The sequence below is a fragment of the Kitasatospora sp. NPDC057518 genome (genome assembly GCF_042802075.1).
Lineage (GTDB): Bacteria > Actinomycetota > Actinomycetes > Streptomycetales > Streptomycetaceae > Kitasatospora.
The window spans coordinates 1-11,793 of the sequence record NZ_JBHVEU010000279.1 but is presented as its reverse complement, the minus strand read 5'-3'; the positions used below and the strand labels follow the sequence as shown (position 1 = coordinate 11,793).

At 75.5% G+C, this 11,793-nt stretch carries 11 protein-coding genes; 7 read left to right on the top strand and 4 right to left on the bottom strand.

Annotated elements, in window-relative coordinates; genetic code table 11:
* Positions 1-878, top strand: an 878-nt coding sequence (locus ACFU7Z_RS25895) for a zinc metalloprotease (RefSeq protein ID WP_380779971.1), incomplete at its 5' end; no start/stop codon positions are given.
* 13 nt (positions 879-891) lie between these two features.
* On the opposite strand, the gene ACFU7Z_RS25890 is transcribed toward ACFU7Z_RS25895, so the two are convergent.
* Entirely contained in the window at positions 892-1,275 is a 384-nt protein-coding gene (locus tag ACFU7Z_RS25890; protein ID WP_117492876.1) for a hypothetical protein, read from the bottom strand.
* 148 nt (positions 1,276-1,423) lie between these two features.
* Between ACFU7Z_RS25890 and ACFU7Z_RS25885 the strand changes: the two genes are divergently transcribed.
* Both ACFU7Z_RS25885 and ACFU7Z_RS25880 read left to right on the top strand, forming a co-directional pair.
* Positions 1,424-1,885: a universal stress protein gene (locus ACFU7Z_RS25885; protein ID WP_380779968.1), complete on the top strand. Its 462-nt coding sequence runs from the start codon at positions 1,424-1,426 to the stop codon at positions 1,883-1,885.
* 52 nt (positions 1,886-1,937) lie between these two features.
* Positions 1,938-2,786: a DNA-formamidopyrimidine glycosylase family protein gene (locus tag ACFU7Z_RS25880; protein ID WP_049659204.1), complete on the top strand. Its 849-nt coding sequence runs from the start codon at positions 1,938-1,940 to the stop codon at positions 2,784-2,786.
* On the opposite strand, the gene ACFU7Z_RS25875 is transcribed toward ACFU7Z_RS25880, so the two are convergent.
* The 3 genes from ACFU7Z_RS25875 to ACFU7Z_RS25865 all read right to left on the bottom strand — a co-directional run bounded on the left by ACFU7Z_RS25875 (position 2,734) and on the right by ACFU7Z_RS25865 (position 5,168).
* On the bottom strand, positions 2,734-3,369 hold the full coding sequence (locus ACFU7Z_RS25875; RefSeq protein ID WP_074005766.1) for a uridine kinase: 636 nt from the start codon (positions 3,367-3,369) through the stop codon (positions 2,734-2,736). The genes ACFU7Z_RS25880 and ACFU7Z_RS25875 overlap by 53 nt on opposite strands.
* 30 nt (positions 3,370-3,399) lie before the next feature.
* Positions 3,400-4,737: a PQQ-binding-like beta-propeller repeat protein gene (locus tag ACFU7Z_RS25870; protein WP_380779966.1), complete on the bottom strand. Its 1,338-nt coding sequence runs from the start codon at positions 4,735-4,737 to the stop codon at positions 3,400-3,402.
* Between the two features lie 104 nt (positions 4,738-4,841).
* Positions 4,842-5,168 carry a DUF4326 domain-containing protein gene (locus ACFU7Z_RS25865; protein WP_117493083.1) on the bottom strand — a complete coding sequence of 109 codons (327 nt, stop codon included), beginning with the start codon at positions 5,166-5,168 and terminating at the stop codon, positions 4,842-4,844.
* A 94-nt stretch (positions 5,169-5,262) separates the two neighbouring features.
* Between ACFU7Z_RS25865 and ACFU7Z_RS25860 the strand changes: the two genes are divergently transcribed.
* From ACFU7Z_RS25860 to ACFU7Z_RS25845, 4 genes are all read left to right on the top strand, one after another.
* Positions 5,263-7,794, top strand: a complete 2,532-nt coding sequence (locus ACFU7Z_RS25860; RefSeq protein WP_380779964.1) for a SpoIIE family protein phosphatase — start codon at positions 5,263-5,265, stop codon at positions 7,792-7,794.
* Positions 7,795-7,941: 147 nt separating this feature from the next.
* Positions 7,942-9,642 carry a sensor histidine kinase gene (locus tag ACFU7Z_RS25855; protein ID WP_380779962.1) on the top strand — a complete coding sequence of 567 codons (1,701 nt, stop codon included), beginning with the start codon at positions 7,942-7,944 and terminating at the stop codon, positions 9,640-9,642.
* 149 nt (positions 9,643-9,791) lie between these two features.
* Complete coding sequence (locus ACFU7Z_RS25850) at positions 9,792-10,460, top strand: response regulator transcription factor (protein ID WP_049652130.1); 669 nt, start codon at positions 9,792-9,794, stop codon at positions 10,458-10,460.
* Positions 10,461-11,016: 556 nt separating this feature from the next.
* Entirely contained in the window at positions 11,017-11,748 is a 732-nt protein-coding gene (locus ACFU7Z_RS25845) for a transglycosylase family protein (RefSeq protein ID WP_380779960.1), read from the top strand.
* The last annotated feature ends 45 nt before the right edge of the window (positions 11,749-11,793 follow it).

The following is an 11,793-nucleotide window of genomic DNA, read 5'->3' as shown; positions in this document are numbered from 1 at the left end:
CTCCGGCGGTGGAGCGGTGCGCGGACGACGGCGTCGGTCCGGACGACGTCGTCGGTGCGGGCGGTGTCGCGGCGCGGCTGCCGGCCGGCAGCCGGCCGGACCGGGACCCGAACGCGGTCAGTCCCCGGCAGGCCCGGGCGATGCAGGCGGACCTCGCCCAGCGGCTCGCCGAACTGGGCGTCGGCCGGGTCCGGTCCGCCGCCCCGACCACGATCCCGGTCTACTTCCACGTGATCCACGACGGCGACGAGGGGCGGCTGGACGCGGCCGCCGTCGCGGGCCAGATCGACCACCTCAACGAGAGCTACGGCGGCCAGGGCGAGGGCAACGTCCCGAGCCCGTTCCACTTCGAACTGGTCGGCACCGACTGGAGCGACAACGCCTCCTGGTACACCGGCATGACCCCGGGCTCCTCGGCCGAGCAGGCGATGAAGACCGCCCTGCGCAAGGGCGACCAGGGCACCCTCAACCTCTACACCGCCCTGCTCGGCGACTCCCTGCTCGGCTGGTCGACCTTCCCGAACGCCTACCGGACGCACCCGACCGACGACGGCGTGGTGGTGCTCGACGCCTCGCTGCCGGGCGGCTCCGCCGTCCACTACGACGAGGGCGACACCGCGACCCACGAGATCGGCCACTGGCTCGGCCTCTTCCACACCTTCCAGAACGGCTGCCGGGCCCCGGGCGACTACGTGGAGGACACCCCGGCCGAACGCACCGCCGCCTCCGGCTGCCCCGAGGGCCGGGACACCTGCCCCGGCCCGGGGCTCGACCCGATCCACAACTTCATGGACTACAGCTACGACTCCTGCATGACCAGGTTCACCCCGGGACAGGTCCAGCGGATGGCCAACATCTGGGCGGCCTACCGGAGTTGACGGTGGCAGTGGATCAGCAGCGCACCACGAGGTAGAGCAGCGTCCGGTCGCCGGAGGCCCGGAACTCGTACGCCAGGTACTCCAGGGCGGAGGCGTCCAGCCAGGCGGCCGGCCGCTCCTCGGGGGTGAGCAGGGCGGGCACGAAGACGCCCGGGGAGGCCTCGTGCAGCCGGCCCCACAGGCCCAGCGTCATCTCGTCCGCGTCGACCGCCAGCCGCTTCGCCAGCCGCCGGTCCACCGGGCCGCGGGCCAGCCGCCAGTAGCGCCCCCCGGCGTCCACGAAGCCGCCCGACGCGAGCGGGTCGTCGAGGTTCCAGTACTCGTGCTCCTCCTTCGGCGGCAGGGCGGCCAGGACCTCGGCGAAGCCGCCGGCGCGGCGGCGGGGCTTGTGCGGCATCCGGGGATCCTCGCAGGCGTCGCGGGCCGCGCGCACTGGAATTGAATGCGGCGGGCCGCTTCCGGCGTGGCAGATACCGACCGTTTGTCCGATTTGATCTATGTTCGGAGGGTCGGGACCGATCAGGAGCAACCGAAGGAGCAAGGGCATGAGTGTCAATCCCCGGATCGTCGTCGGCGTGGACGGCTCGCCCGCCTCGGAGCAGGCGCTGCGCTGGGCGATCGACTACGCGCGGGCCGTCGGCGGGACGGTCCACGCGATCGCCGCCTGGGAGTACCCGGCCTTCTACGGCTGGGCCGGGGCGGGCGTGCCGACCGTCGAGGCCTTCAACCCCGAGGAGCTCGCCGGGAAGACCCTCAGCGAGACCGTCGCCAAGGTGGCCGGCGACGACGCCGGCGTGCGGATCACCGAGAGCGTGATGCCCGGCAACGCCGCCCAGGCGCTGCTGGAGGCCGCCAAGGGCGCAGCGCTGCTCGTCGTCGGCAGCCGCGGCCTGGGCGGCTTCTCCGGCGTGCTGCTCGGTTCGGTCAGCCGCCACCTCACCGAGCACGCGCCCTGCCCGGTGGTCGTGGTGCGCGAGGCCCACGGCGCCGCCGAGCAGTCGGAGTAGCGCACCCGGGGGCGGTGCCCCGGCGGGCCGCCGCGCGGACCAGAATGGAGGCATGCCAGAAGGTGACTCCGTCTACCGCGTGGCGGCCCACTTGCACGAGGCCCTCGCCGGACAGCCGCTGACCAGCGCCGACCTGCGGGTGCCCGCGCACGCCACCGCCGACCTCACCGGCCGCCGGGTGCTGGAGGTCGCCCCGCGCGGCAAGCACCTGCTCGCCCGCTTCGAAGGCGGCCTCACCCTGCACACCCACTTGAGGATGGACGGCCGCTGGGTGGTCTACCGCCCCGGCGAGCGGTGGACCGGCGGCCCGGAGTGGCAGATCCGCGCCGTCCTCGGCACCGACCGGGGCACCGCCGTCGGCTACCGGCTGCCCGTCGTGGAACTGCTGCGCACCGCCGACGAACGGCGGATCGTCGGCCATCTCGGCCCCGACCTGCTCGGCTCCGACTGGGACCCGGTCGAGGCCGTCCGCCGGCTCCTCGCCCGCCCGGGGCGCCCGGTCGTCGAGGCCCTGCTCGACCAGCGCAACCTCGCCGGGATCGGCAACGTCTACGCGAACGAGCTGTGCTTCGTCGCGGGCGTGACGCCGTGGACCGAGGTCGGCGAACTCCCGCACCCCGACCGGCTGGTGGAGCGCGCCCGGCAGATGCTGGAGGCCAACAAGCTGCGCCCCGGCCACATCACCACCGGCGACACCCGGCCCGGCTACCAGCACTGGGTCTACGGCCGGGCCGGACGGCCCTGCCCGCGCTGCGTCACCCCCGTCGTCACCGGGCGCCAGGGCTCGCCGCCGCGCGACCGGACGGTGTTCTGGTGCCCGTACTGCCAGCGCGGCCCGGCCCCGGAGGTCACGGCCGCTCGACCAGCGCGGGGTGGCGCGGGTCGTCCACCCGGACGGTGACGTCGGCCGTCGCGGCGGGCCCGGTCTCCGCCTCGTAGCGGGCGAAGGCGGGCAGCGTCCACTGCTGGTCGGCCGGGGTGCGGCGGGCCAGCGCGGCCGGGCCGAGCGCCAGGTGGACGGTCAGCTCCAGCGGCAGCCAGCGGCCGAGCAGCAGCGCACCGTCCAGCAACAGCACGCCGCCGGGCGGGAGTTCGGTGTACGGGGCGCGGGTCGACCGGTCGGTGGCCGGGTCGCGCAGGGAGGGCAGGACGCGGCCGCTGCCGCCCGGCTCCAGCGGGTCGAGCACCTCGCGGGCCAGGGCGCCGTCGTCCAGCCAGAGGTCGTGGAAGGCGTCCGCGTCCTGGTGGCCGTACTCCAGCCGGATCGAGGCCGGGCGCAGGAAGCCGTCGGCCGAGACCCGCAGCGTCGGGTGGCCGCGCAGCCGCAGCGGCTCCACCAGCGCGTCGGCGAGCGCTCCGGGGCGGGCGGCCGGCGCGCCGTCCACGGCCACCCGCAGGCGCCGGCCGCGGGCGTCGGGCAGGGCGGCGATGCGGTCGGCGAGCAGCTCGGCCAGGTTGTCGGGGGAGATCGGGCGTACCTGCATCGGGCCGTCCTGCCGTGTCGTAGGGGGCGCTCAGCTCAGGGGGAGGGCGTGCAGGACGTCGTCGTGGCCCGCGTAGAGGCGGGTGCCGTCGAACTGGTGGGCCGCGTCGGTGGCGAGGGTCCAGACGTCCTTCCCCGGACCGGAGTCGTGGAAGGTCCACCCCAGTTCGCCGGTCGCGGGGTGGATCGCGCTGACCCCGCCGGCCGCCGTACCCGGGACGAACAGCGTGTCCCTGGCGACCAGCGGACGGCTGCGGCGGTCCAGCGGGAACGGCAGCCGGCAGGACCAGAGCTCCGCGCCGGAGGACAGGTCGAGGCAGCTGACGACGCCCTGGTCCCACGGGACGTACACCCGGCCGCCGTGTTCGAGGGGCGGCAGCGCCCGCCAGGACTCGCCCCGGTGGGGCGCGTACGTCCAGCCCGGCTCGCCGGCGGGAAGCAGCCTGCGCACGCCGCCGTTGCCGTCCGGGACGAAGAAGCCCCCCGAGCCGGCCACGCACCAGCGCAGGTCCTCCTCACCGGGGGCGGTCCACAGCTCGCGGCCGGTGGCGGCGTCCCGGGCCACCACCTCGGCGCGGCCGCCGAGGAAGCGGAGACAGGCGAGGAGGCCGCCTCCGATGTGGGTGGCGGGCGTGACCGGCTGCTCCGTCTGCTCGGTGCGGACGGACCAGAGCAGGGAGCGGTCGGTGACCCGCAGCGCGAACAGGCGGTTCTCCGTCCGGGTGCCGTCGGACCGCGGGCGGCCCCAGGCGTAGCCGTAGAGGATGCCGGGGGCCTGGCGGTCGTAGCCGGCGAGGCGGACCTGCCCCTGGAGGTCGTCGGGCAGCGGCAGGCTCCAGTCGCCGGCCGGGTCGGTGAAGTGCCGGGCGTCGAGGTGGCCCTCGTAGATCGTGAAGAGGTGGTCGGGCCCGACCACCACCTTGCCGAGCACGTCGCCGTCGATGGGCCAGCTGCGGGCGGCCGGCGGGTCGAAGACCAGCAGCCGGGCGGCGGTGCCCTTCTCGTGGTCGAGGACCTGCAGGCCGTTCCTGGAGAGGTAGACCGGGTGGCTCGGCGGGTCGGTGAGGCGCTCCGGGGTCATCGCCTCCGGGCCGCGGTACGTCCAGAGCGGCGTCGGCCCGGACAGCGCGGTCGGGACCGGCCCGGTCGGCCCGGGCGAGGGGAAGGCCCCGCCGACACCCGAACGGCCGAATGCCCAGGCGGCCCCGCCCGCCGCGAGCACCCCGGCCCCGAGCAGCAGCCGGCGCCGGCTCGGCCGCGCGCGCTCCCCGCCGCCCGCGATCACGTCCTCGGGGGCCCCGCCGCCGTCGGTCTCCTCGTCCCACTGCCACGCCGTCCCGCTCGCGGGACCCCCGGACGACGACTGCATACGGCTCTCGCTTCCCCACCGGCGGCCCCACGCCGCCACCCGCCCGGAGAATATCGAACAGTCAGCTATGCATACGAAATGGTGGAAGAGGTGGGGAAAGCGGATCACGCAGGCGGGTGGTCGGCGAGGTCGGCGAGGACGTCGGCGTGGCAGGGGAGCGGGGCGCACCAGCAGCCGAGGCGGTGGCCGCGCAGGGGTGGGACGAGGGCGAGCAGGTCGGGGTGGGCGAGCAGGTGGGCGCGGTACCTGGCGACCATCTCCTCGCGGGTGAGGTCCGGGCCGGGGCGGTACGGGCAGTGCAGCGGGGACTCGGCGAGGTGCCAGCCGCCGCGGTGCATGGCGCGGCCGACGTAGACGACGTCGCGGTACCCGGGGTCGTCGCGGTGGCCCTTGAGGTTGACCACGGTGGTGCGGCGGGGTTCGCTCGGCATGCCGTCCATGCTGGCGCACGGCGGGCCCCGGGGCAGTCCGGGGCCGGTGCGGGCTCGCCTTGACACCGGTGCGGGCCGGGCGTAGCAAAAGAGCATGCGCCATCCGCACGCGACCGGCGGGGCCCCTGGGGCGCGGCCGGGCCCGGACCGGCCGCCGGAGCCCGGGGCCGGCGCGGAGACCGGCCGGGCGGCCCCGCCGTCCGTCCGGGAGACGGCCCGGCGGGCGGACCACCGGCGCGACGAGCTGCTCGCCCTGGCCGCGCGCCGGGTGCTGGAGTCGACCGGGGCGTACGGCTCGCTGGTGTACCTGCGCTCGCGGGACCGCCGCTCGCTGGTGCTGCGCACCATCGCGGGCGTGCCGCTGTCGGTGATGGGCCCGTTCCGGCGGGTGGCCGCCGCGGGGCCGCTGCCGGTCGCGGTCGCCTTCCGGACCGGGCGCGCCGTCGTCCTCACCGACGCCGAGGACACCATGCGGCGCTTCCCGCAGCTCGCGGTCGGCCTGCCGTACGACTTCGTCTCCGCCTGCGAGCCGGTGGGGCGCGGCGGGGAGACGTTCGGGGTGCTGACCGCGCTGTGGCCGGCCTCGGACGACGGGGTGGCGGCGCCGGCGGCCCGGCGGCTGGCCGAGGCGGCCGCCCAACTGGCCGACGGCCTAGCCGGGTTGGCGGAGTCCGGGCAGTCGGTGGAGCCGGGCTGCGAGGCGGCCGTGGTGGAGCTGCCGCCGCCGTCGGTGCCGACCACCCGGGTCGGGATGTTCGACTGGGACGTGGCCACCGGGTCGCTCGCCGCCGACACCCAGTTCCTGGAGATCTTCGGTTTCGGACCCGGGGAGTTCGACGGCACGGTGGCCGCCCTGGGCCGTCGCGTCGCCCCCGGAGACCTGCCCGGGTTCCGGGCCGCCGCCCGGATCGCGCTGGAGCGCGGCGAGGTGCTGGCCGCCCGGGTCCGGGTGCTCGGCCCGGACGGCCTGCCGTACCCGGTGGAGCTGTGGGCCCGGGTGCCCCGGGCGATCTCCGACGGCCGGACCCACCTGGTCGGCGCGGTGCTGGACCTCCGGAGCCTGACCGCCGCCGCGGCCGCCGTCGACCGGCTGCCCGAGGGCGTGTTCGCGCTCGACCAGGACGGCCGGATCGGCTACGCCAACCGCGCCGTCGAGCCGCTGCTCCGGGCCCGCCGCGAGGACCTGGTCCACCGCCCCCCGTGGGAGGCGCTGCCCTGGCTCGCCGACCCCTTCTACGAGAACCGCTACCGCGCCGCCCAGCTCTCCCAGCGGCCCACCGCCTTCCTGGCCGCCCGACCGCCGGACGGCTGGCTCGCCTTCTCGCTCTACCCGGACCCGCACGGCGTCACCGCCCGGGTGGTCGCGGCCGAGGCCCCGCCCGGCGCCGCCGAGCCGGCCGCAGTCCCGCCGCCGCCCGCCGCCCGCACGGGGATGGGCGGCACCCACCACCTGCTCCAACTGGCCAGCGCGCTCACCGAGGCGGTCACCGTCCGGGACGTCTGCCGGGCGGTGGCCGAGGAGCTCCTGCCGGCCTTCGGCGGCCAGGAGCTCGCCATCTACGCGGTGCGCGAGCAGCGGCTGCACCTGCTCTCGCAGACCGGCTACCCGGACGGCTTCCTGGACGCCTTCGAGGGCATCCCGATGGACACCCGGGTGCCCGGCGCGGAGACGCTCCGCACCGGCACCCCGGTCTTCTTCGAGTCGGTGCGCGAACTCGCCGCCACCTACCCCGGCCTGGCCCTGGACGAGATGGGCGCCTGGGCCTTCCTGCCGCTGATCGCCTCCGGCCGTCCGGTCGGCACCTGCATCGTCGGCTTCGACCTGCCGCGCCCGTTCACCGTGGAGGAGCGCGGCCTGCTCACCGCGCTCGGCGGCTTCATCGCCCAGGCCCTGGAGCGCGCCCGGCTGTACGACGCCGAGTTCGCCCTGGCCCGCGGCCTGCAGCAGGCGCTGCTGCCGCACCGGCTGCCCGAGGTGCCCGGCATCCGGATCACCGCCCGCTACCTGCCCGGCACCCAGGGCATGGAGATCGGCGGCGACTGGTACGACGCGATCGTCACCGGCGAGGACGTCACCCTGGTGATCGGCGACGTCGAGGGCCACAGCGTCGGCGCGGCCGCCACGATGGGACAGCTGCGCAGCGCCGTGCGCGCCTTCGCCACCGGTGGCGACCCACCCGACGAGGTGCTCGCCCGCACCAACCGGCTGCTGCTCGACCTCGACCCCGGGCTGCTCGCCAGCTGCTGTCTGGTCCGGCTCACCCCGGCCGTCGGGCTCGGCCGGATCGCCCGGGCCGGGCACCTCCCGCCGGTGCTGCGCCACCCCGGCGGGCGGGCCGAGGCGCTGTACGTCCCGGGCGGGCCGCTGCTCGGGGTGGACGAGCGGGCCGACTACCCGGTCAGCGACCTGCGGCTGGGCAGCGGGGCGGTGCTCGCCCTCTACACCGACGGGCTGGTGGAGGACCCGGCGGTGGCGATCGACCAGGGCGTGGACCGGCTGCGGGCCGCGCTGGCCCGGGCGGTGGCGGGGGAGGGACTGGAGCAGGCGGCCGAGCGGCTGCTGCGCGAGGTCGGCTCCGCCCGCCGGGTGGACGACGTGGCGCTGCTGCTCACGTCCTTCGGCTGAGCGGCCGCGCCGTTCGGACCCGGCGGCCGCGCCGTGCGGACCGGGCGGGCAGGCCACCGGGACGGGGCCGACCAGGCGACTTTCGTCGGCGGGGGCGGCGACGAAGGAGGACGGCGGATGACCCGGCCGGACCGATAGCCTCGACGGGTGGAAGCGATCGCGCGGGCCTGGAACACGGCGGTACGGACGGCGCTGCCGGGGCCCTGGCGGCCCCGGCGGGTCGTGGGCGAGGCACTGCTCGCCCTGATGATGGGCGGCTTCGCCGCGCTGATGGAGCTGCTCTCCAACACCGGCCAGGCGGTGCTCGTCGGCGTCGGGGTCGCGGTGGCGTGGGTGCTGCGCAAGGGACTGCCGGCCACCGTGCTGGTCGTCGTCGCGGCCGCCGCCGGCTGGGCGGTCGGCCCGATCCCGATGCTGGTCTGCGCGGGCTGGACGGCCGGGGCGCGGATCCGCCGGGTCTGGTCGCTGGTCGGCACCTTCGTGGTGGGCTGGGCGCTGTTCACCATGACGGGGGTGCTGAAGGAGGGCGCCTCGCTCTCGCCGAAGCTGGTGCTGCCGCTGTCCTTCGGGGCCTTCCTGGTGGTGGCCGTGCTGCCCGCGCTCTACGGCCGCTACCGGGCGCAGCGCCGCGCCCTGCTGGACGCGCTGCGCGAGCGCAACGAGCAGCTGCTGCGCGAGCGGGTCATGGTGGTGCACCAGGCGCGGCTGCGCGAGCGGCACCGGATCGCCCAGGACATGCACGACAGCCTGGGCCACCAGCTGGCGCTGATCTCGGTGCACTCGGGCGCGCTGGAGGTGGACCGGACGCTCACCGACCGGCAGCGCGAGGCGGTCGGGGTGCTGCGGCAGGCGGCGGTCGCGGCGATGCGCGAGCTGCGCGAGGTGGTCGGGGTGCTGCACGACGAGTCGACGGCGGTGCCGGCAACCGCCCCGGCGGCCGCCGGGGTGCCCACCGCCGGGTCGGCGGCCACCGGGGCGGGTGCCGGGGCGCCGGCCCGGGGCGGGGTGGACGGGATCGAGGGGCTGGTGGATTCCTCCCGGGCGGCCGGGGCCGGGATCGACCTCACCGTGGAGGGGGAGCGGCGTCCGCTGGCGGCCGCCGTGGACCACGCGGCGTACCGGATCGTGCAGGAGGCGCTCACCAACGCGCACAAGCACGCTCCAGGCGCGCCGATCGGCGTCGCGCTGCGGTACGAGCCGGACGCGCTGGTGGTGGAGGTCACCAACGCCCGCGCGCCGGAGCTCGTGGGGGCACGCGTCGGGGTGGGCGCGGCCGTCAGCGGCGGTCAGGGACTGACCGGCCTGCGGGAGCGCGCCCGCTTGGTCGGCGGCATGGTGCACGCCGGGCCCACGCCGGAGCAGGGCTTCCGGCTGGCGGCGGTGCTCCCCTATGAAGGGGAGGAGCAGGACGCGGCGGCGGACGGGGCCGAGGACTGGATGCTGGACGGCCTGCCGCCCGTCGAGGAGCCGGAGCGCAAGCGGCGCAGTCCGGCGATGGGCTGCGCCCTCGGGGTGGTCGCGATCGCGGTGACCGTGCTCGGCCTGGCGGTCTGGGGCGTGGTCGCCTTCGTCAAGGGCACCAACGACGCGACCGTGCAGCAGCCGATGTACGACCAGATCAGGGTGGGCACCGCCGAGTCCGAGGTGCTGCAGACGCTGCCGCGCGGCAACGACTTCATCACCGACACGTATAAGGGGACAGGGCCCGAGATCTCGGAGGGCGCGCACTGCCGCTGGTTCGCCCTGAACGGGGCGCCCGGCGCCGGCTGGAACGAGGAGCACGTGGCGCGATTCTGCTTCCGGGACGGGGCACTGGTGGAGAAACAGGAGTACGTGATCAGCGGTTGAGTGCCCCCGTGCGCGGGCGGGTGCCCCGGCCGGGCGGGCCGGGCCGGTTTCGGATCACGGTGGTCCGGATCGGGGTGGTTCGGAACGGTCCTGCCGGGATGTGAGGATGGTGCCGCAGCCCACAGCACCGTTCGAGGGGAATGACCAGCGTGATCCGAGTCCTCGTCGCCGACGACGAGCCGCTGATCCGGGCCGGAATCAGGATGATCCTCGGTTCCGCCGAGGACATCGAGGTGGTCGCGGAGGCCGCCGACGGGCGGGAGGCGCTGGAGCTCGCGCGGGCGCACCGGGTGGACGTGGTGCTGCTGGACATCCAGATGCCGGTGATGGACGGGCTGACGGCGCTCGGGGAACTGGCGAAGGTCGCCCCCGGCGCGCGGGCGCTGATCCTCACCACCTTCGGGGAGCGCGAGAACGTCCTGCGCGCCGTGACCGAGGGTGGTGCCGGCTTCCTGCTCAAGGACACCGCACCGCACGAGCTGATCCAGGCCGTCCGGGCGGCGGCGGGCGGGAACGCCTTCCTCTCGCCGGCCGCGACCCGGCACATCGTCGACTCGCTGGCCTCCGGGCGCAGCGCCTCGCTGGCCGCCCGCGCCGTCGCGGCGCGGCGTCGGCTGGAGGTGCTCACCCCGCGCGAGCTGGAGGTGTTGGCCCTGCTCGGAGAGGGTCTGTCCAACGCCGACGCGGGGGCGCGGATCCACATGAGCGAGGCGACGGTGAAGACCTACGTCAGCCGGATCCTGGCCAAGCTGGGCTGCGACAACCGGGTCCAGGCGGCGCTGTTGGCGCGGGACGCGGAGCTCGACGGCCGTCGCTGAGGGTGTTCGCGCGGTCGCCGTACGTGTCGGGCGTGACGGATGCCACTCGACGGCGGCGCGGAACCGGGAACTCCGGGTGCGGTGGTGACGGTGCGTCAGCTGACGGTTCCTCCGCGTGGATGGTGTGACGGCTTTCTCGGGCGGACAGGTGTGAGTGAGGGCACGGAATTTGACCGTTTGATCTTGGAAATCTGGTCAAAAATGGTCAAAGCGGGCATGATTTTTTGACCCGTACCGCCGGTAACAGTCAACTGACCTGCGACGTCGAAGAATTGCTTGCTGCGTCCGGGTGATGCCCCCTAGCTTCATTGGCGGCGCAACGAGCGCCACCCGGGTTCACCCCGACGCACTGCCCGCCGACTGACCCGCGGCATGAGGGCGGTGCCCGCCGACGAGACCGGCTCGAACAGGCCGTCGGCGTGCGGAGGTGACCGGGGCGGCACGGCACGTCCGACACGTGTCCGGCCGCCCGTCGAGTGAGGTGAGCGAAAGACTGCCGGCCCATGTCCCGGGCCTGGTTCCGCATGCCCACCCGGGACTTGTCGAGAGGAACTGTATGAATCCCCGTCACGAGACCGCCGCTGCCACCGACACCACCGCCACCACCAAGCGCCACCGCGTGCGGATGGCGGTCCTCGCGGGCGCCGCCGTCGCGGCCCTGCCGGTGGCCGGCCTCGTCACGGCCACCTCGGCCTCCGCCGCTACCTCCTCGACCTGGGACGCCGTCGCCCAGTGCGAGAGCGGCGGGAACTGGAGCACCAGCACCGGCAACGGCTTCCACGGAGGACTGCAGTTCAGCCCGTCCACCTGGGCCGCGTACGGCGGGACCGCGTACGCCTCCCAGGCCAACAAGGCGACCAAGGCGCAGCAGATCGCCGTCGCGGAGAAGGTCCTCGCCTCGCAGGGCGCGGGCGCCTGGCCCGTCTGCTCGCAGAGGGCGGGCCTGGGCAAGGGCGGCGCCCCGGCCGTCGCCGACACCTCGGGCGGCACGGCGGCCAAGGCGGCCAAGCCCGCCGCCAGGCCGGCCACGAAGGCCGCCAAGCCCGCGGCCAAGCCGGCGGCCGCGCAGCAGGCGCCCAAGGGGCAGCCCTCGGCCAAGCCGGCGCAGTCCGCGCCGGTCGCGCCGAAGAACACCGCCGCGGGCGGCTACACCGTCAGGAGCGGTGACACCCTGAGCGACATCGCGGCCAAGTTCGGCACCGACACGGACAGCCTGTACCAGAAGAACCTGCGCACCATCGGCGCCGACCCGGACCTGATCTTCCCGGGCCAGACGCTGACCGTCTGACCGACTGACGGCTGTCCGACCGTCCGAGCGGCCGCCCCTCCATCC